Origin of the sequence: Streptomyces guryensis (assembly GCF_021261325.1) — a bacterium.
Taxonomy (GTDB): domain Bacteria; phylum Actinomycetota; class Actinomycetes; order Streptomycetales; family Streptomycetaceae; genus Streptomyces; species Streptomyces guryensis.
Window position 1 is genome coordinate 92517 of sequence record NZ_JAJSBI010000023.1, and the last position, 22327, is coordinate 114843.

Below are 22327 nucleotides of genomic sequence, written 5' to 3' on the forward strand. Positions count from 1 at the left end.
TCCGGAACATCATGAAGCGTACGCAGATGTACGGGGGACCGACAGACCCCGGCACGGACGGCTCAACCGGCGCCGACAGCAGCCGGCTTGTGGGGTCGGACCGGGTGCTCGCCGTTCTCAAGGAGCTCGCCCGGTATCCCGAGGGCGTGGGGCTTGAGGAGTTGACCCGGGTGATCGGCAGTCCCAAGCCGACCGTGCACCGGGCGCTTGCGGCCCTGCGCCGGGCGGGTCTCGCCGGCCAGGACGCCCGGGGCCACTACGCGCTCGGGGACGAGTTCCTGCGGATGGCCTTCGCCCACCACGAGGCCCGGCCCGATCACGTCCGCGTCCGCCCGGTCCTGGAAGCGCTGGCCCAGCGGTTCGGCGAGACCGCGCACTACGCGGTCCTCGACGGCCGTGAGGTCGTCTACCGCGCCAAGGTCGATCCGCCCAGCGGTGCCGTCCGGCTCAGCTCGACGGTGGGCGGCCGCAACCCGGCGCACGCCACCGGTGTCGGAAAGCTGCTGATGGCCCGGCACTTGGAGACCCTGCAGGGGGTCGAGGCCTGGATCGGTGACTCTCCCCTGGAGCGCCGCACCCCGCAGACCCTGTGCACCGCCGAGGACCTGCACCACGACCTGCGGACCATACGCGAACGGGGCTACTCCCTCGACGACCAGGAGAACGAGCCGGGCGTCAACTGCCTTGCCCTGCCGGTGTACGCGACCTCGCCGCGGATGCCGTCCGGAGCCGTCAGTGTCAGTGCCCTGGCGTACCGGACGTCGCTCAGCACCCTGGTCGAGGCGGCCGGCGAGATCCGTGCCCTGCTCGGTCCCCTCGGCGAGCCCCACCACTGAAGCCCCCCGTGCCCCTCTCCTCAATCCCCCGAACCCACCCTGGAGACTGACCTCGTGTACCTCATGCGCATCGGCGCCGCCGGCGCCGAAAAGCCCGTCGCCCGCATCGACGACGAGACCTACGTGGACCTCTCCGACGTCGTCACCGACTTCGACGAGGCGTTCTTCGGCGCAGGCGGCCTCGACCGCGTCCGCCCTGTCGTGACGGAGCGGGCGGCGGCCGGGCAGGTGTCACGCTTCGCCGGGGAGCGGATCGGCGCGCCCGTCGCCCGCCCGCACCAGATCCTGTGCATCGGCCTCAACTACCGTGACCACGCGGCCGAGAGCGGTATGGCCGTGCCCGACGAGCCGATCCTGTTCACCAAGTCGCCCAACACCCTGGTCGGCCCGAACGACGACGTGCGGATCCCGCGCGGGTCCACCAGCACCGACTGGGAGGTGGAGCTCGGCATCGTCATCGGCCGGCGCACCGGCTACCTGGACTCGGTCGAGGAGGCCCGCGAGGCCATCGCCGGATACGTGGTCGTCAACGACGTGAGCGAGCGCGCCTTCCAGCTGGAGCGGGGCGGGCAGTGGGCCAAGGGCAAGTCCGCGGAGACCTTCAACCCCGCGGGCCCGTGGCTGGCCACCGCCGACGAGATCGAGGACGTCCTCGCGCTCGACATGTGGCTGGACGTAAACGGGGTCCGCCGGCAGACCGGCAACACCAAGACGATGGTCTTCGACCCGTACTTCATCGTGCACTACCTCAGCCAGTTCCTCGTCCTCGAACCCGGCGACCTGATCAACACCGGCACCCCGCCCGGTGTCGGCATGGGCCTCACCCCACCCGTGTACCTCCAGCCGGGCGATGTCATGGAACTCGGCATCCAGCACCTGGGCACCCAGCGGCAGCACGTGCTCGGGCCCCGGTGAGCACTCGCCTCATGCGCGCCTTCGTCCTCACGGGGCCGGGCAGGTACGCCGTGCAGGAGGTCCCCGCACCGGTGGCCGGCGCCGGCGAAGTCGTCGTCGACGTCGAGCGGGTCGGTGTGTGCGGCACCGACGTCGAGTTCTTCACCGGCGCGATGGCCTATCTCCACCAGGGCCACGCCGCCTACCCGATGCGGCTCGGTCATGAGTGGGCGGGGCGTGTGGCGGCGGTCGGCGACGGCGTCGACCGCGGCTGGCTCGGGCGGCGCGTCATGGGCGACACCATGCTGGGCTGCCGTGCGTGCCGCCGTTGCCTGCGCGGCCACCAGCACGTGTGCGAGAAGCGGCAGGAGGTCGGCGTGCGCGGCGACCGGCCGGGTGCCCTGGCCGGGCAACTCGCGGTCCCCGCCTCGTCGTTGCACGCGCTGCCCGACTCCGTCGACGCCGTGCTCGGGGCGCTGGTGGAGCCGGGCGGCAACGCCCTGCGCGCCGCACAGGCCGCCGCACCGCGCCCCGGGGACCGCGCTCTGGTCCTGGGACCGGGGACCATCGGACTGCTGGCCGCGATGTTCCTCCGTGCGGCCGGTGCCGAAGTCCACCTCATGGGCAATACCGACGGCTCCCTCGCCTTCGCCCGCGAGCTGGGCTTCGAGCACGTCTGGGCGGAGGAGTCCCTGCCGGACCTGCCGTTCGACGCGGTCGTCGACGCCTCGAACGCGGCCCATCTGCCGGACAGGGCCCTGGAGGCGGTCGAGCCCTCCGGACGGGTCGTGTACATAGGGCTGGCCGGCGAACCCAGCAGGATCGACACCCGCACGCTCGCCCTCAAGGACGTCACCGCGGTGGGCATCCTGTCCGCCTCCCCCGGCCTCGACGCCGCCATCCGCGCGTACGCCGCCGGATCCGTCGACCCCAGGCCGCTCGTCGCCGCCACCGTGGGCCTCGACGACGCAGGCCCCGTACTCGCGGGCGAGCGCCCGCCCGCCGCCGGGCCCGGCCCCAAGATCCATGTGGATCCGCGTCTGGGCTGAACCTGAGGCGCACAGACTGCCGTCGGCTTACGTCACGGCGGCGTCACCCGGGGCTTCCGCTCGCAAAAGACCCGGCCAAGAGCCCTGTCACGCTCCGGGGCGGCCGATACCCTGGACAGGAGCCATGAAGCGGGGGCGGGGCTTGGGGGCGGGGGCATGGATCCACGGATGCAGCTGTCGGTGGGCGGGTACGTCTGCGAGCGCGAGCTGGGCCGGGGCGGGCAGGGGGTGGTGTGGCTCGCCCGGGACCGCGCCGGGCGGCAGGTGGTGGTGAAGTTCCTGCTGCCGGGCAAGGAGTACGACGAGGTCGCGCTGGCCCGGGTACGCCGGGAGTTCGGTGCGGCGAGCCGGGTCGGTGAACTGGCCACGGCGCGGGTCCTGGACGCCGACCTGTCCGGGCGGAACCCGTACATCGTCAGCGAGTTCGTCCAAGGTCCGACCATCCACCAGCATGTGGCGGCCAGCGGCCCGCTGACCTCCGGGCGGCTCCACTCCGTGGCGCTGACCGTCGCCCACGCCTTGGCCCAGGTGCACCGGGTCGGTGTCGTGCACCGGGACATCAAACCGTCCAACATCCTGCTCTCCCCGGACGGGCCGCGGATCATCGACTTCGGTATCGCCCGCGACGACCGGCTGCTCGAGTCGGCGCTCACCACACCGGGCAGTGTGCTCGGCTCGCCCGCATACATGTCGCCCGAGCAGGTCAGGTCGCTCCGGGTCAGCGGCGCCACCGACGTGTTCTCGCTGGGCGGCACCCTGTACTTCGCCGCCACCGGACGGCATCCCTTCGAGGGGGAGAGTGGCTACGAAGTGCTCGTCGCCGTGTGCGAGCGCGACGCGGATCTCACGGCGGTGCCGGAGCCGGTCCGCTCGGTCATCGCCGACTGTCTGCGCAAGGACCCGGCGGAGCGTCCCACGGCGGCCCAGCTCGTCACCCGGCTCGCGGGGGCGGCGGAGGGGACGGAGAGCGCGCAGCCGGAGTCGGGGACTCCACAGCCACCGCCACCGTCCGGACGCGGCAGGGGCGGCGCCGGCCCCGGCACGAGCGGCAGGCAGCTGCGTCTGTGGGGATTCGCGGCCGGCAGTGCCGCGGCGGCGGTGCTGCTTGCCATCGTGCTCAGCACCACCTCCTCCGGGGGCACCCATGGCTCGTCCGCCACGTCCTCCTCCGCGTCGTCGGGGAGGTCCATGAACTCCCCCAAGTCCGCGACCTCCGCGGGCTCCCAGCCCCTCTCGTACACGGATGACTTGACGGACTCGGGCGACTGGTCGCACAAGGACCCGTCCCTGGCGAGGATCACGCACCAGGGCGGGACCATGCTGGTGGATCCCAGGACCGAGCTGGAGGTGTGGCCGCAGGCGCCCTTCGAGCCGTCGTCGTTCGCGGTACGGCTGAGCACCCAGGCGGAGTGGTACGGGGGCGAGGGCGGGGTCGGGCTGTGGTGCAACGGCTCGGGGGACTACCGGAGGGGCTCCCGCTGGGCGACCTACCTGACGACAGGTCAGGAGGCTGTGATCGTCCGGGAGTTCCGGTTCAAGGGAGCCTTCCAGCACGACCGGGTCGTCGAGGCCGACCTGGCGGACGTGGGGCTGAAGGTGGAGAGTCAGCAGCAGGTCGACATGTCGATGATCTGTTCGCCGGCCGGCGCCGGCCTGATCAAGGTGGAGCTCGCCGTGGACGGCAAGCGGGTCGCCTCGTACACCGGAGCCGCCTTCGACGCGCGGGGCTGCGGTCTGGCCGCCTTCCACTACAGCGCGACCGACCCGCGGGGCACGGCCTTCCACGCGGGTTTCGAGCGCTTCACGGCGTCCGAGCTGTCGACGCGCTGACGGCGACGGCGCGGCGAGAGGGTGCCGCCACCGAGCGGCTGATTCCTCGGGTCGCGCGGCGTGTCCGGGCGGGCGGGGCCGCCGGCGCGGAGCAGGGTGGGCGGCACTGCCGTCGTGGAGGAGGAACCGTGAAGCGTCGTGTCGCCGCCGCCCTGGCCGTTGCCGTCGCAGGGCTGATGCTGTTCGCGGTACCGGCCGCGGCTCGGGACGGCCGTGGCGATGTCGAGAGCAATGACTGGAACATCCCGCTCACCAACATCGGCATCCTGTAGAGCCGGGTCCGGCTCGGCCCGCTGCACCACCCCCAGGTGCCGGACACGTTCCGATGTCTTGACGCCACCCCAATGCCCGCATGGACACGACTACGCAAACATGACAGCGCAGTCAGACGCAAGATCGGCCGGGCTGCGAATGGCATGATTGAGCTCGATCGAGCGGCCACCGGGAGGCACCATGACGCGAGGAACAGGGCGGGGCGCAGGCTCCGCCGCGGTGCGCAGTGTGGACGTGGCCCGGCTCGCGGGTGTCTCGCAGAAGACGGTCTCCCGGGTCTTCAACGACGAGCCGTACGTCTCCGCCGACGTCCGCCGGCGGGTTCTCGACGCCGCCGAGCGGCTCGGCTACCGGCGCAACAACGCCGCCCGCGCGCTGGCCTCCGGGCGCACCCACTCGATCGGCGTGGTGACGCTGGGCACGGCGCTGTACGGGCCCGCCTCGCTGCTCATGGGTGTCGAGCGCGTCGTCCGGGACACCGGTTACGCGCTCCGCGTGGTCAACACCATGGAGGGCGATCCGGCGGGCGTCGCGGGCGCCATGGACTCGCTCCTCGATCAGGGCGTGGACGGCATCGTCATCTCCGAGCCGATCGACGAGCAGGGCCACGGCGGAGAACTCTCCCTCCGCCTCGACGTTCCGGTCCTCGTCATCGCTGCACCGCCGTCCGTCACGGCGCCCATGGTGCTGACCGCGGGCGGCGGGGTCGACCTGATGGCCCGGACGGCCACCGAACACCTGCTGGACCTGGGCCATCTGACGGTCCATCATCTGGCCGGCCCGCAGCGGTGGTACGCCGCCCGGGACCGCATGAAGGGATGGCAGGCGGCCCTGACCGCACAGGGCAGGGACATACCCCCGGTCGTCGTGGGCGACTGGTCCGCCGCCTCCGGCTACGAGGCGGGGCGGCAACTGGCCGAGGACGGTGGCGTCACCGCTGTCTTCGCCGCCAACGACGACATGGCGATCGGTCTGATCCGCGCGCTGACCGAGGCCGGCCGGCGCGTACCGGAGGACGTCAGCGTCGTCGGCTTCGACGACATCCCGGTCGCCGCCTATGTGACTCCTCCCCTGACCACGGTGCGGCAACCGTTCGACGCCGTGGCGCAGGAAGGGCTCAAGCGGCTGGTGCATGCCATCGAGAACCCGCAGGCAGAGCCCTTGCCGCCGAGTGGTCCGACGGTCGACCTCATCGTTCGCGCCTCGACGGTGCCGCCGCCGTCGAGCCGGAAGACCCCGGCCCGCGGGCGGCGCACCGCCTCCCGTGCCCCCACGCTGCCGGACGGGGGCCCGTCCGCCGACCGCTGAACCTTTCGCGCGTCCCGGCCGACAACAGCCGATGAACGGCGCGCGGCGCCGCAAGGAGCCACTGTGCTGATCGCGCACCCGACCACGAGCGGCCCCAACGGCCCGGCGCCACAGGGCCGCCAGACCACTGGCTCCGCCGCAACCCCGTCCCCGAGGCCGACCCGGGTGTGCTGCCCCTGCCCCGCCGCGATCAGGTCGGGTCCCTGCACGGCCAGCCGCGACTGCTCGACACGGCGACCGGCCGCATCGTCGCGGAGTGGCCCGAGGTCCGCGTACCCGTCAGGCCCGCATGCTTCGGTCGTCGCCGCGTGCCCCCGTCGCCGCCCTCCACGCCGACGGCACACGGCTGACCGTCGCACGGGCGGAGAGCATCGCGCTCATCAGGCTGCCGTGAGCCGGCCGGCCGTACGGACCCTTCGTGCTCAGCGCAGCCCGGCGAGGAAGGGTGCCAGCGTGCGGGTCAGGGGATTGTGGGGCGCGGCGGCGAACAGCGGATCGAGGTGGTTCATGCCGTTGTCCGTCTCGTAAGCCGCGTAGGGGATACGGGAGTTGGCCACGACCTCCTGGGCCGACGACACGATCGTGCCCTTGGCGTAGCTGGTCTGGAAGGCGTAGAGCGGGATGTCCAGGGCTGAGGCGTGCCGCAGCCTCAGGCCCAGCGAGTGGGCCAGGTCGGTGTCCGTGTACGGATCCGTGACGTCGAGGTCCACGGACAGCCTCGCCGGCCAGTACCACTGCCACACGGCCGGCTCGGGGCCGCCCGCGTACGCCGACGCGACCCGGGCGACGGGAGTGATTCCCTTGTCGACCCAGTCGCGGACCTCACCGCTGGCGGCGAGGTGACCGGAGTGGACGCTGATGTCGTTCGGCCAGCCGAATGAGGCGTCCACCAGCGTGCCGAGCAGTCCGGCGTTGGTGACGGGCTGCGGCGGCCGCAGGGCGTCGGGCATCCGGGGTTGCAGGACCGAGCGGCCCTCCGGGTCCCGGTGGGCGTACCAGCCCGCGAGCTGGTACCAGATCTGTGTGCTCTCCGCCCGGCTGCCCAGCCCGACCCCGCTCAGGGTCAGGTCGAAGACCGCTCCGCCGTCGATGGCGGCCAGCCGCTCGTGCACCTCCTCCGGCGAGTTGTGCACCGGCTCCCCGGTCCCCTCGAAGGCCCCGCGCACCCCGCCGTCGACGAGGACGAGGGCGGACAGGCCCCGGTGGCCGGGGCTGCCGTCGAAGTCCCAGGCGGCGTAGGCCATCGCCGTGGTGGCGCCCCAGGAGTGGCCGCCGAGCACGACCCGGCGCCGGCCCCCGCCGGCCGCGGCCCGCACGACGGTGCGCAGATCCGTCACGGTGCGGGCCAGACCCCAGCGTGCCGCGAAGCCCGCGTCGGCAGGGTCCAACGACCGGTAGTGACCGTCCAGGTAGTACGCCGCCGGGTCCGCCGTGGCGAATCCGGTGCGGTCGGCCAGATTCTCCTCACGCCGGTCGAACGCCCATATCTGCACTCCGGGCAGGGCGGCGACGAGGTCCCGGGCGAGCAGCCGGAAGTCGTTCGCGGCCCCGAACATGCCCGGGACCAGCACCAGTACGGTCTGCGCCGCGTCAGGACCGACCTTCAGCACATGAACCCGATCCGACCCGGCGGGACCGCCGCCGGGGCCCACGGCCAGCGGCACATACGGCTCCCGACCCGGTACGGCGGCGACAGCGGACGGGCCCGGCGACGTCCCCAGGGCGAGCCCGCCGAGGATCCCGCCGAGCACCGCCCTGCGCGGCAGACGTCCCGTCATGAGCCGCACCCGCCGACCCGCTTGCTGCTCAGCGCCACGTCGTCCATGTGCAAGTCGTACGAGGAGGGAGTGGGGTCGGCCTGGTACAACTGCCAGCCCAGCTTGAGCTTGTCGAAGCGCGGGAAGACGAAGTCGCCCGCCGTGCCGCCGTGTTGCTTTGTCGACACTGTCAACTCGGGCCGCTCGGCGCCGTCCAGATACACGGTGACCCGGTTGTCGGTCGCGTCGAGGTGGAATTCCACGCACTGCCAGGTCCCGGCCGTGGCGGGAGCGGAGGTGTTCCAGGCGGTCCAGTCCCCGGTGGGGCCCAGGTCGGAGCCGACCCCCCAGAAGTTGGCCTTCGAGGTGGGAACGTACTGGCCGCCCAACGGGCGTACCAGCGTGGGGACATCGGAGCCCGAGGCCTCGGCGATGGTCCAGTGTGCCCAGTCGGGAGCCGCGGGGAAGCGGTCCACGCGCAGCCGCAACCGGGCCCAGAAGCTGTTGCCCGCGGGTGCGGGACCGGACAGGGCGAGGAAGGCGCGGCCGTTGCCTTCCGTGTGGAGCCGCAGTTCGTGTCCGTGGCCGGTGGCGCTCGGCTCGACGGTCAGCGAGCCGTTGGACGTGTCGGCGGTCCACCCACGGCCCGCGGTGACCGGCCCGAGGGGAAGACGGTCGAAGTTCTCTCTGAAGAGGATCTTGTGCGAAGAGGGGGTGGCGGAGGCGGTGGGGGGTGTCGCGAGCAGCGCGGCCGATGCGGCTGACAGCGCGGCGACGATCTTCCTCATGCGTGTCATGGGCCCAGTGTGCAACACCCGTCACAGCAGTCACAGGCCGGTGCCGGCTGGTACCGGAAGGGCCAACGGCCGGGCTGCGGCGCCGAGTTGTCGTACCGACCCCGCCCGTCACGACCGCTTGGGCCGCGCCCGCACATGCATCCGCTCCCCCTGCGGCCCGAACAGGCTCAGGAACTCCACCGACCCCTCCCCCGTCGACCCGAACCAGTGCGGCACCCGGGTGTCGAACTCGGCCGCCTCCCCCGCCGCCATGACGACGTCGTGCCCGCCCAGCACGACCCGCAGCCGCCCGGACAGGACGTACAGCCACTCGTAGCCCTCATGGCTGCGCGGTTCGGGCTCCTCCGTGCCCTGCGGTACCAGCACCTTGAATGCCTGGAGGCCGCCGGGCTGCCGGGTGAGCGGCCAGAAGGTGCGGCCGTGTCGCACGAGGGGCTTGCCCCGTACGCGCGGGTCCCCCGCCGGCGGCGCGCCGACCAGTTCGTCCAGTGGCACCTGGTGCGCCCGCGCGATCGGCAGCAGCAGCTCCAGGCTGGGCCTGCGCAGCCCGGACTCCAGCCGGGACAGCGTGCTGACCGAGATGCCGGTCGCCGCCGACAGCCCGGCGAGCGTGGCGCCCCGTTCCTTGCGGATCCGCCGCAGCCGGGGTCCGACCTCCGCCAGCACCTCGTCCGTGTCGTCGCCGTTCATGGAGGACATTGCAGTTTCGGCAAACGACTTTGTCAATACGGCAGCCATCGGGAGACCTTCGGGCGTGGAGGTGGTCACCCATGACCGAGAAGCACAGCGAGCAGTACGAAGTGATCGTCGTCGGAGCGGGCGCGGCGGGGCTCTCCGCCGCGCTGGTCCTGGGCCGGGCCCGGCGCCGCACGCTCGTCGTCGACGCGGGCGAACCGCGCAACGCGCCCGCCGCCCATATGCAGGGCTATCTGTCACGGGACGGCATGCCACCCGCCGGGTTCCTGGCGATCGGCCGGGAGGAGATCGCACGGTACGGCGTGGAACTGGTGCGCGACCGGGCCGTGGACGTCACGAAGGACGCGAACTTCGCGGTCGTCCTCGCGGGCGGCCGGACCGTGCGCGCACGGCGGCTCGTGATCGCCACGGGCCTGCGGGACGAGCTGCCGGCGGTGCCCGGCGTGGCCGAGCGCTTCGGAAGGGACGTACTGCACTGCCCGTACTGCCATGGCTGGGAGGTCCGCGACCGGGCCTTCGGCGTGCTCGCCACGACCGCGCTGAGCGTCCACCAGGCACTGATGGTGTCCCAGTGGTCGAAGGACGTGACGCTCTTCCTCCACACCGTGGCCGAGGAGGAACTGTCGGACGACGACCTGCGCCGACTCGCCGCGGCCGGGGTGAAGGTGGTGCCCGGCGAGGTCGCGGAACTGGTGACGAAGGACGACCGGCTCACCGGAGTGCGGCTCGCGGACGGTACGACCCACGCCCGCGAGGTCGTCTTCATCGCGCCCCGGGCGGTCCCGCAGACGGATCTGCTGCGACGCCTCGGCGCCGAACTCCACGAGACGCCGTTCGGCGCGTACCCCGTGGTCGATCCGACCGGCCTGACGACCGTGCCCGGCGTCTGGGCCGTGGGCAACGTGATGGGCTTCGCCGAGCAGGTCGTGAACGCGGCGGCAGGCGGCTACCGCGCGGGCGCCACGCTCAACGGGGAGCTGCTGATCACCGACCTCGACGCAAGCTCCTGAGGGGCGCGGGGCCGTATCGATATGCGGCTTCCGCCGCGTGGGCGCGACCAGCCGCAACGGACCCGCCGTCGACACCCGACCCGTTTCCCCGGGTGTAACCCGGCGGAGCGCGTTGCACCATGGCTGGCATGCTGCTAGCCCGCCTGGCCCACGTGTCCCAGGAGGTCGCCGCCACCTCGGCGCGGTCCCGGAAGATCGCTCTGCTCGCCGAGCTGTTCCGGGATGCCGAGGCGGACGACGTACCGATCGTGATCCCGTATCTGGCGGGACGGCTCCCGCAGGGGCGGCTCGGCGTCGGCTGGAAGGTTCTCAGCCGCCCGGTCGCCCCGGCCGGCGAACCCAGCCTCGCCGTGCGCGAGGTGGACGCCCTCCTCAGCGAGCTGGGCAAGGTCTCGGGCACCGGCTCGCAGGCCGAACGAGCCCGGATGGTAGGGGAGTTGATGGGCGCGGCCACCGAGGACGAGCAGCGGTACCTGCTCGGGCTGCTCACCGGCGAGGTACGGCAGGGCGCCCTGGACGCCGTCGCCGTCGAGGGCCTCGCACAGGCCACCGAGGCGCCGCCCGCGGACGTACGCCGGGCGGTGATGCTCGCGGGCTCCCTGCAGACGGTGGCGCAGGCGCTGCTCGCCGACGGGCCGGCGGCCCTGGACCGCTTCCGGCTCACCGTCGGCCGCCCGGTCCTGCCGATGCTGGCGCACAGCGCCTCCTCGGTGGCCGAGGCGGTCGACAAGCTCGGCGCGTGCGCGGTCGAGGAGAAGCTGGACGGCATCCGCGTGCAGGTCCACCGGGACGGCGACAGCGTACGGATCTACACCCGCACCCTCGACGACATCACCGACCGGCTGCCCGAACTCACCGCCGCGGCACTGGAGTTGAACGGGCGCCGGTTCATCCTGGACGGCGAGGTGATCTCCTTCGGGGCGGACGGGCGGCCGCGGTCCTTCCAGGAGACGGCCGGGCGCGTCGGCTCGCGCGTGGACGTGGCGACGGCCGCCGAGACGGTCCCCGTCTCCCCCGTCTTCTTCGACGCGCTGTCCGTCGACGACCGCGACCTGCTCGACCTGCCCTTCGCCGAACGGCACGCCGAACTGGCCCGGCTGGTCCCCGAGCCGATGCGGGTCCGCCGGGCCTTGGTGTCCGGCCCGCAGGACGTGGCCGAGGCGGAGCGCTTCCTCGCCGTCACGCTGGAGCGCGGCCACGAGGGCGTCGTCGTGAAGGGCCTCGACGCCGCGTACAGCGCCGGCCGGCGCGGCGCGTCGTGGCTGAAGGTCAAGCCCGTGCACACGCTCGACCTGGTGGTGCTCGCCGCCGAGTGGGGCCACGGCCGCCGCACCGGCAAGCTCTCCAACCTGCACCTCGGCGCCCGCACCGCCGACGGCACCTTCGCCATGCTCGGCAAGACCTTCAAGGGCATGACCGACGCGATGCTCACCTGGCAGACCGAGCGTCTGCAGGAGCTGGCCACGGACACCAACGGCCACGTGGTGACCGTACGCCCCGAACTCGTCGTCGAGATCGCCTACGACGGCCTGCAGAGGTCCACCCGCTACCCGGCCGGCGTCACCCTCCGCTTCGCCCGCGTGGTCCGCTACCGCGAGGACAAGCGGCCGGAGGAGGCGGACACGGTCGAGACGCTGCTCGCCGCGCACCCGGAGGTGAAGCCATGAGCGGCAGGCGCAGCGCCGGCCTGCTGTTGTTCCGGCACACCGAGGTCGGCTTGGAGGTATTGCTCGGTCACATGGGCGGCCCGTTCTTCGCCAAGCGCGACGCTGGGGCGTGGACCGTCCCGAAGGGCGAGTACGAGCCCGAGGAGGAGACGGCCTGGGACGCGGCCCGGCGCGAGTTCCAGGAGGAGCTCGGGCTGGCGCCGCCCGAGGGCGCGCCGGTGGCGCTGGGCGAGGTCCGGCAGACGGGCGGCAAGACCGTCACGGCCTGGGCGGTCGAGGCCGATCTCGACCCGGCGACCATCGCCCCCGGCACGTTCCGGATGGAGTGGCCGCCGAGGTCCGGGCAGACCCGGGAGTTCCCCGAACTGGACCGGGTGGAGTGGTTCGGGCTCGACCGCGCCCGGGATGTGATCGTCAAGGCGCAGTCCGCGTTTCTCGACCGGCTGGCGGAGCACTCGGAGACTGCATGATTCCGGGGGCTGTGCCGTCAGCGGCTCCGCCGCGGGCCCCCGGACCCCCGGCAGAACAGCAGAACAGCAGGGTGGCCGGCGCGGACATCGCGAGGCGAACCCGAATAACCGCACGGCCGCCCACGCGTTGCGGTCACCGGCAGCGCGCGGGAAGGTCGAACCAAGCCCGCCCCCAGGAGGTCAGCCATGCCCATCGCGACGGTGAACCCGGCGAACGGCGAGACGCTCAAGAGGTACGAGGCCATGGGCGAGGAGGAGCTCGAGCGCCGGCTCCAGCTCGCGGAGGCGACGTTCCGCACATACCGGACGACGCCCTTCGCCGAACGCGCCCGCCTCATGAACAGGGCCGCCGCTCTCCTCGACGACATCCAGCAGGACATCGGCCGCGTCATGACCACCGAGATGGGCAAGCCGATCAGGCAGGCGCGTGCGGAGGCCGCCAAGTGCGCCAAGGCGATGCGCTGGTACGCCGACCACGCCGAGGAACTCCTCGCGGACGAGGATCCGTCGGAGTTCGACGTGAAGGACTCCGGCGCCTCGCGCGTCCTGGTCCGCTACCGGCCCCTCGGCCCCGTCCTCGCCGTGATGCCGTGGAACTTCCCTCTCTGGCAGGTCATCCGGTTCGCGGCGCCCGCGCTGATGGCGGGCAATGTCGGCCTGCTCAAGCACGCCTCGAACGTCCCGCAGACCGCCCTCTTCCTGGAGGACCTGTTCCACCAGGCGGGCTACCCGGAGGGCTGCTTCCAGACCCTGCTGATCGGCTCCGGCGCCGTCGGCGACCTCCTGCGCGACGAACGCGTCAAGGCGGCCACCCTCACCGGCAGCGAACCCGCCGGGCGGGCGGTCGCGTCCACCGCCGGGGACATGGTCAAGAAGACGGTGCTGGAGCTGGGCGGCAGCGACCCGTACGTCGTCATGCCGTCCGCCGACCTCGACCGGGCCGCGCAGATCGCGGTCACCGCGCGCGTGCAGAACAACGGGCAGTCGTGCATCGCCGCCAAGCGGTTCATCGTGCACACCGACGTCTACGACGCCTTCGCCGAACGCTTCGTCGAGGGCATGAAGGCGCTGAAGGTCGGCGACCCGATGGAGGAGGACACGGACGTCGGGCCGCTGTCGAGCGAGCAGGGACGGGACGACCTGGAGGAACTGGTCGAGGACGCGCGGCGGAGCGGGGCGGAGGTGCTGTGCGGTGGCCATCGGCTGCGCCGGCCCGAGCTGCCCGGCTGGTACTACCCGCCGACCGTGCTCGCCGGCATCACCCGTGAGATGCGCATCCACCGCGAGGAGGCCTTCGGGCCCGTCGCCACGCTGTATCGCGCGTCCAGCCTCGACGAGGCAGTGCTCATCGCCAACGACTCGCCGTTCGGGCTGAGTTCGAACGTGTGGACGCGGGACGAGGCGGAGGTGGACCGCTTCGTACGGGATCTGGAGGCGGGCGCCGTCTATGTCAACGGGATGACGGCCTCCCACCCGGCGTTCCCGTTCGGCGGGGTCAAGCGGTCCGGTTACGGGCGTGAGCTGTCCGGGCACGGAATCCGGGAGTTCTGCAACATCACGACGGTTTGGCACGGTGCGTGAGTGCTGCGCGGCTAACATCCCGGTTGTGAACCGCGAAGTGACTCTGCCTCTGATCGTCGATGACCGCGGTGTCCTGCAGGTGGCTGCGGTCGATGTGAGCAAGCTTCTGCGGACGGTGGGTGGGAGGTGGCTGCACCTGGTCGAGACCGGGGAGGACGGACTCGATGAGGACACGGTGGCGGCGTTGACCATCGAGCTGGCGAAACTGGCCGATCGTATTGATGTGGCGTGTATTGCTCACAGCAGCGGGAGCGCGCCGTAGGGGTCGCGGTTTTGATGACGCCGTCTGCAGACCGTATGTGGCTTGTCGCGCCCACGCGGCGGAGCCGCAAATCGATACAGCCCAGCGCCCCTATTGGGCCAGCTGCAGCAATGTCGACCAGAACAGTGACTCGTAGCTTTGGAGCAGGCGGCCGTAGCCGTGTGCTCGGTCCTCGTTGAGGAATCCCGTGTCCAGGCCTGCCTGCACTGCCGACGTCGCCCTCTGGTCCAGCTCAGGGGCCGGTCGGGCGAAGAAGTCGAAGAACGCGCAGGCCTCGTCCCTGAAGTCGTAGTGGACGCGGAGGGACTCGGCGATGGTTGCGCAATAGCCGCCCCATGCCGAGAAGTTGGCGGTGATGGCCAGGACCGCGTCGGTCGGGGAGGCGTTGAGGGCGAGCCAGGCGACGTAGGACGGGTAGGCCTGGCAGCCCGGCAGGGGCTCGTAGGCGATCGTCCTCGCCTCGTCGATGCCGCATGCTTCCGCGAACGGCTGCAGCCGTTCGGCTGCCAGCGCCTCGCCGTCGGCGAGCATCTCGAAGAACGCGGCGGCCTCCGGTTCCTCCGCGGCGCGTTGGGCCAGATGGAGGAACGCAAGGCGGTCCGCCGGGATCACCCAGCGCTGTTCCAGAGCCAGCGTGGCGAGCGTGTCGCGGGAGGCCTCGCCCCGGGCGATGAGGGGGACGATGGGGTTGGCCTGCGGGTCCGGGGCGAGTTTCGCGGTGGTCGTCTCCAGCAGTTCCGTGGCCGTACGCGTCATTGCGTCCTCCATGCGCTCGGATGTGGGGCTCCTGCCTCGACCTTGGCACGGGGTCCCCGATACGGAGTAGTCCGGCGCGAGATCGTCGCCTTGTCGGGTGATCGTGGGTGAACCACCCCCAGAGGTGAACCCTTTTCGACCCGGGGGCCGAAAGCCTTCCGGACGGCGAAAGCAGGACGGTTCATGGCGACTTTGTGCAGACCCTCGGTGTCCGTCCCAGAGCACGTGATCACGATGGAGGAGACGCTGGAGCTGGCCCGCTCCCGCCACGCCGACCATCCACAACTGCCGCTGGCCCTCCGGCTGATCGAGAACACCGGCGTACGCACCCGGCACATCGTGCAGCCGATCGAAGAGACGCTGAAGCATCCCGGTTTCGAGGAGCGCAACAAGGTCTACCAGGCCGAGGCGAAGGCCCGGGTCCCCGCCGTCATACAGCGGGCACTCGACGACGCGGAGCTCCTCACCAAAGACATCGATGTCATCATCTACGTGTCCTGCACGGGCTTCATGATGCCCTCGCTCACGGCCTGGCTGATCAACGAGATGGGCTTCGACAGCACCACCCGCCAGATACCCATAGCCCAGCTCGGTTGTGCGGCAGGCGGAGCCGCGATCAACCGGGCGCACGACTTCTGCTCCGCCTACCCCGACGCCAACGCGCTGATCGTGGCCTGCGAGTTCTGCTCGCTGTGCTATCAGCCCACCGACCTGGGCGTCGGGTCCCTGCTCTCCAACGGCCTGTTCGGCGACGGGATCGCCGCCGCGGTGGTGCGCGGACAGGGCGGCGAGGGCATCGAGCTGGTGCGCAACGGCTCGTACCTGATCCCCAAGACCGAGGAGTGGATCATGTACGACGTCCGGGAGACCGGGTTCCACTTCCTGCTGGACAAGCGGGTGCCGGGCACGATGGAACCCCTCGCGCCGGCCCTGCAGGAGCTGGCCGGTCTGCACGGCTGGGACGCCTCCGACCTGGACTTCTACATCATCCACGCCGGCGGCCCGCGCATTCTCGACGACCTCAGCAAGTTTCTGCAGGTCGACCCGCACGCGTTCCGGTTCAGCCGGGCCACGCTCACCGAGTACGGCAACATCGCCAGCGCCGTCGTGCTCGACGCGCTGCGCCGGATGTTCGACGAGGGCGGCGCGCAGCACCGGGCGCGCGGGCTGCTGGCCGGGTTCGGGCCCGGCATCACCGCGGAGATGGCGCTGGGCCACTGGCACAGTCCCGACGACAGGATGGCATGAGGACCGCATGGCTGAAGAGACCCTCACCGAGACCCTCCCCCCGATCCGGCACTGGCCGGCCCTCGACCTGACCGGCGTCGACTTCGACCCGGTGCTGACCGAGCTGATGCGTGAGGGCCCCGTGACCCGCGTCCAGCTGCCCAACGGGGAGGGCTGGGCCTGGCTGGTCACGCGCTACGACGACGTACGCATGGTGACCAACGACCCCCGTTTCAGCCGTGAGGCGGTCATGGACCAGCCGGTCACCCGGCTCGCCCCGCACTTCATCCCGCAGCGCGGCGCGGTCGGTTTCCTCGATCCGCCGGACCACACCCGGCTGCGCCGCTCGGTGGCCGCCGCGTTCACGGCGAAGGGCGTGGAGCGGGTGCGCGAGCGGTCCCGGCGGCTGCTGGACGAGCTGGTCGACGAGCTGCTGCAGGACGGGCCGCCCGCGGACCTCACCGCAACCGTGCTCAGTCCCTTCCCCATCGCGGTGATCTGCGAGCTGATGGGCGTGCCGGCCGCCGACCGGCACGGCATGCACACCTGGACGCAGCTGATCCTGTCCTCCTCGCACGGCGCGAAGGTCAGCGAGAAGGCCAAGAACGAGATGGGCGCCTACTTCGCCGACCTCATCGGGCTCCGGGAGGGCAGCTCCGGCGAGGACGTGACGTCCCTGCTCGGTGCCGCCGTCGGCCGTGACGAGATCACCCTGGAGGAGGCCGTGGGCCTCGCCGTGCTCCTCCAGATCGGCGGCGAGGCGGTCACCAACAACAGCGGCCAGATGTTCTACCTCCTGCTGACCCGCCGGGACCTGGCCGAGCGCCTGCGCGCGGAGCCCGAGACCCGTCCCCAGGCCATCGACGAACTGCTGCGCTACATCCCGCACCGCAACGCGGTCGGTCTCTCGCGCATCGCGATGCAGGACGTGGAGATCAGGGGCGTACGGATCCGCGCGGGCGACCCGATCTACGTCTCCTACCTGGCCGCCAACCGCGACCCGGACGTCTTCCCCGACCCGGAGACGATCGACTTCACCCGCGCCCCGAACCCCCATGTGTCGTTCGGCTTCGGCCCGCACTACTGCCCGGGCGGCATGCTGGCCCGGCTGGAGTCGCAACTGCTCGTCGACGCGCTGCTGGACCGGATTCCGGGCCTGAGGCTCGCGGTACCGCCCGGCCAGGTGCCGTTCAAGAAGGGTGCGTTGATCCGCGGTCCCGAAGCCCTGCCGGTCACATGGTGAGCAGCCGGTGACGGCGACGGAGGGCCTGCTGGTACCGCCGGGCCACGGCCGGGTCGTGGAGACCCCGGCGCAGCGCGTGACGTTCAAGGTGACCGGCACGCACTCGCGCACGGCGTCCACCTTCGAGGTGGAGGTACCGCCCGGCTTCGACGTCGGCGCCCATGTGCACACGCGCAGCGAGGAGTTGTTCTACGTGCTCGAAGGCGAACTGGACGTCCTCGCGTTCGAGCCGCGGGTACGGACCCCCGACAACTGGCAGCGCTGGGAGTCGAGTTCGGGCAGCCGCGTGGTCCGGGCGACCCCCGGCACGGTCATCGTCGTACCACCGGGCTGCCCGCACGCGTTCGCCAACCCGACGGACACCCCCGCGAAGATGTTCTTCCAGGCGTCGCCGCCTCCGGATCACGAGCGCTATTTCGAGGAACTGCTGGAGATCCTGGGCAGCGGCGGCCCACCGGACCACCAGGCAATCGAGGACCTGCGCCGCCGCTACGACATCGAACAACTCACGCCCCTGAAACACCGGTGAGGCAAGCGCTCTGAAGGGGCGCGGGGCCGTGTCGATATGCGACTCCGCCGCGTGGGCGCGGTCAACCGCACTCAGCCCGCAGACCGAATCACGCAGCCCCCTCCTGCGGCGCTACCGAATCGGCATCCCCGACAAGGTCCGGGCAATCACCAACCGCTGGATCTCACTCGTACCCTCGAAGATGGTGTAAATCGCGGCGTCCCGGTGCATCCGCTCCACCGGGTACTCCCGGGTGTAACCGTTGCCCCCAAGAATCTGCACCGCCTGCGCGGTGACCTTCTTCGCCGTCTCGCTCGCGAACAGCTTCGACATGGAACCCTCGGCGGCCGTGAACTGCTTGCCGTTGACCGCCATCCAGGACGCGCGCCAGACCAGCAGTCGGGCGGCGTCGATCGAGGTGCGCATGTCCGCGAGCTGGAAGGCCACGCCCTGGTTGTCGATGATCGGCCGCCCGAACTGCTCCCGCGTCATCGCGTAGTCGAGAGCCACCTCGTACGCGGCCCGGGCGGTACCGACCGCCATGGCTCCCACCGCGGGACGGCTCGCCTCGAACGTGGCCATCGCGGCGTTCTTCACGCGCTCACCGTTGCCGGCCTTGGCCCGCTCCCGGGCACGGGCGAGGCGCTCGTCGAGCTTCGCCTTGCCGCCGAGGAGGCAGGAGCCGGGGACACGTACGCTCTCCAGGACGACCTCGGCGGTGTGCGAGGCGCGGATGCCGTGCTTCTTGAACTTCTGGCCCTGGGACAGGCCCGGCGTGTTCGGCGGGACGATGAAGGACGCATGGCCCTTGGAGCCGAGCTCCGGGTCGACGACCGCGACCACGACGTGGACATTGGCGATGCCGCCGTTCGTCGCCCAGGTCTTCGTGCCGTTGAGCACCCACTCGTCCTTGGCCTCGTCGTACACCGCACGCGTGCGCATGGAGGCCACGTCGGAGCCTGCGTCGGGCTCGGAGGAGCAGAACGCGGCGACCTTGACGTCGTTCGCGTCGCCGTACATCTGCGGGATCCAGGTGCCGATCTGTTCCTCGGTTCCGTTGGCGAGAACGCCCACGGCGGCCAGACCGGTGCCTACGATCGACAGGGCGATGCCCGCGTCGCCCCAGAACAGCTCCTCCATGGCCATCGGAATGCCCAGGCCGGTGGGGTCGAAGTACTGCTGGGCGTAGAAGTCGAGGGAGTAGATGCCTACCTTTGCGGCCTCCTGGATGACCGGCCAGGGAGTCTCCTCACGCTCGTCCCATTCGGCGGCCGCGGGGCGGATGACGTCGGCGGCGAAGCCGTGCAGCCAGTCCCGGACCTCCTTCTGTTCGTCGTTGAGCTCCATGGTGAACTCGGCCATGACCCCTCCAGCGGCGGCAGTGCTCTTGCGTGTTACTAGCGGTAACTCCAGTGTGTTACTCGCGGGTAGGAAAAGTCAACTCCTGATGACGGTCGGGACGGGTCGGCAGCCCGTTCGATGCAGGGGACATGTTGAGTGTTAGTTTGCGCAGGCGTCACCGAATAAGCACGGGTGGGGAGAGCTCATGGACACCACACAGCGGACCGAGCAGCAGCGGTCCGCCGACCGACGTCGGCGAGAGTTGCTGGAGGCCGCCGACAGGGTGGTGCTGCGCGACGGACCGCAGGCCTCGATGAACGCCATCGCCGCGGAGGCCGGTATCACGAAGCCGATCCTGTACCGGCACTTCGGCGACAAGAGCGGACTCTACGCCGCTCTGGCCCAGCGGCACACCGACGCGCTGCTGAACTCGCTCCGGGCAGCGCTGGACGCCCCGGCGGACCGGCGGGAGCGGGTCGAGGCCACCCTCGACACCTACCTCGCGGCGATCGAGGCGCGTCCGCAGGTGTACCGGTTCCTGATGCATCCGGCGGAGGGCAGCCCGGGCGGGGAGCAGGGTTTCGACGTCGGCAAGCACGCGATTCCGCTGCTTCGGCGGATGGGCGAGGAGTTGGCGCAGGTCATCGAGGACCGGCTGGATCTCGGGCCCGGGGGGCAGCAGCTGGCTCGGGTGTGGGGGCACGGGATAGTCGGGATGATGCATGCCGCCGGGGACTGGTGGCTGGGGGAACGGCCTTGTTCTCGGGCCGAGTTGGTGCGGAGTCTGGCGGATCTGCTGTGGGGGCGGCTGGCTGCGGCCGGTGACAAGGTCGGGGGTCCGGGGTTCTGACGGTTGCACTCCGCCTGCGGGTGGGTGGGGGCTGGTCGCGCAGTTCCGCGCGCCCCTGACTGCCCTGCACTCACCGGCGCCATGACGCTCGCGTCACCTGGCGCATCAGCCTGCGGTGTCGCCAGCCCGTCAAGTGGTCCGCATAGACCCTGCCCTCGAGGTGGTCGCACTCGTGTTGCAGGCATCGCGCGAAGAAGCCGGTTCCATGGACGGTGACCGGGTCTCCGGTCACCGTGAAGCCCTCCACCACCGCATGGTCGTAGCGCTCCGTTCCCGCCTCCAGGCCCGGGAGGGACAGGCAGCCCTCCGGGCCGCGGATCACCACGCCGTCCTTCTCTACGAGGCGGGGGTTCACCACGTGGCCGACGTGACGGACTTCCTCGTCGTCGGGGCAGTCGTACACGAACACGCGCAAGGATTCACCGATCTGGTTCGCCGCCAGACCGACGCCCTGCGCCGCGTACATCGTCGCGAACAGGTTCTCCACGAGAGCCGCGAGTCCGGGGCCGAAGTCGGTGACCTCCCCGCACGGGGTGTGCAGGAGGGGGCCTCCGAGCAGGGTGAGGGGCCGGACGCGCCCTCGGGCGCCCGGAATGGAGCTGTTTCGCATGGCCGTCAGGGTACGGCGGTTCGGGACTGTGAATGGATCTCGATAGGCTGAGGTCCACACCACGTTGCCGTCAGGCAGAGGCGCGGCGCGTACGCAAGGAGGATCGAGAACTCATGGCAGGCAACTCGGACCCGCTCACGCCGCGGGCCAAGCTGGCCGTGACCGCGGGCAAGGCGGTCGCGGCGGCATCGCGCGCCGCGGGGCGCGGGAGCGGTTCGGTGATCGGTGGCCGGGTGGCGCTCAAGCTCGACCCCGACCTCCTCGCGCGGCTCGCCCAGAACCTTGACGTCACCCTGGTCTCGGCGACCAACGGCAAGACCACCACCACCCGGCTGATCGCCGAGGCGCTGCGCGCCGCGGGCCCGGTCGTCTCCAACGCGCTCGGCGCCAACATGCCGGCCGGTATCACCTCGGCCCTCGCGGGCAGCTCGGACGCCCGGTTCGGTGTCATCGAGGTCGACGAGAAGTACCTCGCCGGGGTCGCCCGGGACACCGACCCGAAGTGCATCGCCCTGCTGAACCTCTCCCGCGACCAGCTCGACCGCGCCGCCGAGACCCGCATGCTCGCGGAGAACTGGCGTGAAGGGCTGGCCGGGTCGAAGGCCGTCATCGTCGCCAACGCCGACGACCCGCTGGTGGTGTGGGCCGCCTCCTCCTCCCCCAATGTGATCTGGGTCGCCGCCGGGCAGATGTGGAAGGACGACGCCTGGTCCTGCCCGTCCTGCGGTGGTGTGATGCAGCGCCCGGGCGACGACTGGTTCTGCGGTGAGTGCGGCTTCCGCCGGCCCACGCCGAGCTGGGCGCTCTCCGGTGATCATGTGCTCGATCCGCACGGGTCCGCCTGGCCCATCCACCTCCAGCTGCCCGGCCGGGCCAACAAGGCGAACGCCGCCAGCTCCGCCGCCGTGGCCGCCGTCTTCGGTGTGCCGCCGCAGGTCGCCCTGGAACGCATGTACCAGGTGCAGGCCGTCGCCGGACGCTACGACGTGGTGCAGTTCCAGCAGCGCGACCTGAGGCTGCTGCTCGCCAAGAACCCGGCGGGCTGGCTCGAAACGTTCAGCCTGATCGATCCTCCGCCCACCCCGGTGATCCTCTCCGTGAACGCACGCGGCGCCGACGGCACCGACACCTCCTGGCTGTGGGACGTCGACTACACGCGTCTGACCGGCCACCCGATCTGTGTGATCGGCGACCGGAAGCTGGACCTCGCGGTGCGTCTGGAGGTCGCGAACCAGCACTTCCAGGTCTGCGAGGACCTCGACCAGGCGGTACAGATGAGCCCGCCGGGGCGCATCGAGGTCATCGCCAACTACACCGCCTTCCAGGACCTGCGCCGCCGCGTCGGCAACTGACACTCAGGGG

The 22327-nt window shown here is 71.2% G+C and carries 21 protein-coding genes and 1 pseudogene; 16 read left to right on the forward strand and 6 right to left on the reverse strand.

All coding sequences use genetic code 11. The features are described from left to right. Positions 1-11 precede the first annotated feature (11 nt). The 6 genes from LJ657_RS34975 to LJ657_RS35000 all read left to right on the forward strand — a co-directional run bounded on the left by LJ657_RS34975 (position 12) and on the right by LJ657_RS35000 (position 6190). Positions 12-836: an IclR family transcriptional regulator gene (locus LJ657_RS34975; RefSeq protein WP_232652928.1), complete on the forward strand. Its 825-nt coding sequence runs from the start codon at positions 12-14 to the stop codon at positions 834-836. Positions 837-890: 54 nt separating this feature from the next. Continuing rightward, positions 891-1751, forward strand: a complete 861-nt coding sequence (locus tag LJ657_RS34980; protein WP_232652929.1) for a fumarylacetoacetate hydrolase family protein — start codon at positions 891-893, stop codon at positions 1749-1751. An 11-nt stretch (positions 1752-1762) separates the two neighbouring features. Next, complete coding sequence (locus tag LJ657_RS34985; RefSeq protein ID WP_232652930.1) at positions 1763-2779, forward strand: zinc-dependent alcohol dehydrogenase; 1017 nt, start codon at positions 1763-1765, stop codon at positions 2777-2779. 168 nt (positions 2780-2947) lie between these two features. Next, a complete protein-coding gene (locus LJ657_RS34990) occupies positions 2948-4609 on the forward strand; it encodes a serine/threonine-protein kinase (RefSeq protein WP_232652931.1) in 1662 nt (553 codons plus the stop codon). A 128-nt stretch (positions 4610-4737) separates the two neighbouring features. Then, entirely contained in the window at positions 4738-4881 is a 144-nt protein-coding gene (locus LJ657_RS34995; RefSeq protein WP_232652932.1) for a hypothetical protein, read from the forward strand. Positions 4882-5062: 181 nt separating this feature from the next. Next, positions 5063-6190, forward strand: a complete 1128-nt coding sequence (locus tag LJ657_RS35000) for a LacI family DNA-binding transcriptional regulator (RefSeq protein WP_232652933.1) — start codon at positions 5063-5065, stop codon at positions 6188-6190. A 422-nt stretch (positions 6191-6612) separates the two neighbouring features. On the opposite strand, the gene LJ657_RS35005 is transcribed toward LJ657_RS35000, so the two are convergent. The 3 genes from LJ657_RS35005 to LJ657_RS35015 all read right to left on the reverse strand — a co-directional run bounded on the left by LJ657_RS35005 (position 6613) and on the right by LJ657_RS35015 (position 9434). After that, on the reverse strand, positions 6613-7968 hold the full coding sequence (locus LJ657_RS35005; protein ID WP_232652934.1) for an alpha/beta fold hydrolase: 1356 nt from the start codon (positions 7966-7968) through the stop codon (positions 6613-6615). Then, on the reverse strand, positions 7965-8744 hold the full coding sequence (locus LJ657_RS35010; RefSeq protein ID WP_232652935.1) for a LamG-like jellyroll fold domain-containing protein: 780 nt from the start codon (positions 8742-8744) through the stop codon (positions 7965-7967). The genes LJ657_RS35005 and LJ657_RS35010 overlap by 4 nt, the downstream gene beginning before the upstream one ends. A gap of 108 nt (positions 8745-8852) precedes the next feature. Further along, positions 8853-9434: a helix-turn-helix domain-containing protein gene (locus LJ657_RS35015; protein WP_232652936.1), complete on the reverse strand. Its 582-nt coding sequence runs from the start codon at positions 9432-9434 to the stop codon at positions 8853-8855. 80 nt (positions 9435-9514) lie between these two features. Between LJ657_RS35015 and LJ657_RS35020 the strand changes: the two genes are divergently transcribed. The 5 genes from LJ657_RS35020 to LJ657_RS35040 all read left to right on the forward strand — a co-directional run bounded on the left by LJ657_RS35020 (position 9515) and on the right by LJ657_RS35040 (position 14430). Then, a complete protein-coding gene (locus tag LJ657_RS35020) occupies positions 9515-10450 on the forward strand; it encodes an NAD(P)/FAD-dependent oxidoreductase (protein ID WP_232652937.1) in 936 nt (311 codons plus the stop codon). Between the two features lie 128 nt (positions 10451-10578). Beyond that, the gene (locus LJ657_RS35025; protein ID WP_232652938.1) at positions 10579-12117 is read left to right on the forward strand and encodes an ATP-dependent DNA ligase; all 1539 of its coding nucleotides are present in this window, start codon (positions 10579-10581) and stop codon (positions 12115-12117) included. Next, positions 12114-12587, forward strand: coding sequence for an NUDIX hydrolase (locus LJ657_RS35030; protein ID WP_232652939.1), 474 nt, complete (start codon positions 12114-12116; stop codon positions 12585-12587). Before LJ657_RS35025 ends, LJ657_RS35030 begins: the two co-directional genes overlap by 4 nt. 186 nt (positions 12588-12773) lie before the next feature. Further along, positions 12774-14168, forward strand: a complete 1395-nt coding sequence (locus LJ657_RS35035; protein ID WP_232652940.1) for an NADP-dependent succinic semialdehyde dehydrogenase — start codon at positions 12774-12776, stop codon at positions 14166-14168. Between the two features lie 25 nt (positions 14169-14193). Continuing rightward, on the forward strand, positions 14194-14430 hold the full coding sequence (locus tag LJ657_RS35040; protein ID WP_232652941.1) for a DUF6213 family protein: 237 nt from the start codon (positions 14194-14196) through the stop codon (positions 14428-14430). A 90-nt stretch (positions 14431-14520) separates the two neighbouring features. Here LJ657_RS35040 and LJ657_RS35045 read toward each other — a convergent pair whose 3' ends face one another. After that, positions 14521-15186: a thiaminase II/PqqC family protein gene (locus LJ657_RS35045; protein ID WP_232652942.1), complete on the reverse strand. Its 666-nt coding sequence runs from the start codon at positions 15184-15186 to the stop codon at positions 14521-14523. A gap of 171 nt (positions 15187-15357) precedes the next feature. Here LJ657_RS35045 and LJ657_RS35050 point away from each other — a divergent pair. From LJ657_RS35050 to LJ657_RS35060, 3 genes and pseudogenes are all read left to right on the forward strand, one after another. After that, positions 15358-16434 (forward strand): annotated as a pseudogene (locus tag LJ657_RS35050) (type III polyketide synthase); the annotation flags it as partial. 7 nt (positions 16435-16441) lie between these two features. Then, complete coding sequence (locus tag LJ657_RS35055; RefSeq protein WP_232652944.1) at positions 16442-17656, forward strand: cytochrome P450; 1215 nt, start codon at positions 16442-16444, stop codon at positions 17654-17656. A 7-nt stretch (positions 17657-17663) separates the two neighbouring features. Beyond that, the gene (locus LJ657_RS35060; RefSeq protein ID WP_232652945.1) at positions 17664-18185 is read left to right on the forward strand and encodes a cupin domain-containing protein; all 522 of its coding nucleotides are present in this window, start codon (positions 17664-17666) and stop codon (positions 18183-18185) included. A gap of 111 nt (positions 18186-18296) precedes the next feature. Here the strand turns inward: LJ657_RS35060 and LJ657_RS35065 are convergent, their stop codons facing one another. Continuing rightward, positions 18297-19526, reverse strand: a complete 1230-nt coding sequence (locus LJ657_RS35065) for an acyl-CoA dehydrogenase family protein (RefSeq protein WP_232652946.1) — start codon at positions 19524-19526, stop codon at positions 18297-18299. 184 nt (positions 19527-19710) lie between these two features. Between LJ657_RS35065 and LJ657_RS35070 the strand changes: the two genes are divergently transcribed. Beyond that, positions 19711-20355, forward strand: coding sequence for a TetR/AcrR family transcriptional regulator (locus LJ657_RS35070; protein ID WP_232652947.1), 645 nt, complete (start codon positions 19711-19713; stop codon positions 20353-20355). 70 nt (positions 20356-20425) lie between these two features. On the opposite strand, the gene def is transcribed toward LJ657_RS35070, so the two are convergent. Beyond that, positions 20426-20965, reverse strand: a complete 540-nt coding sequence (gene def, locus LJ657_RS35075) for a peptide deformylase (RefSeq protein ID WP_232652948.1) — start codon at positions 20963-20965, stop codon at positions 20426-20428. A 113-nt stretch (positions 20966-21078) separates the two neighbouring features. On the opposite strand from def, the gene LJ657_RS35080 reads away from it, so the two are divergent. Then, positions 21079-22317 carry a MurT ligase domain-containing protein gene (locus tag LJ657_RS35080; protein WP_232652949.1) on the forward strand — a complete coding sequence of 413 codons (1239 nt, stop codon included), beginning with the start codon at positions 21079-21081 and terminating at the stop codon, positions 22315-22317. Positions 22318-22327: the final 10 nt, after the last annotated feature.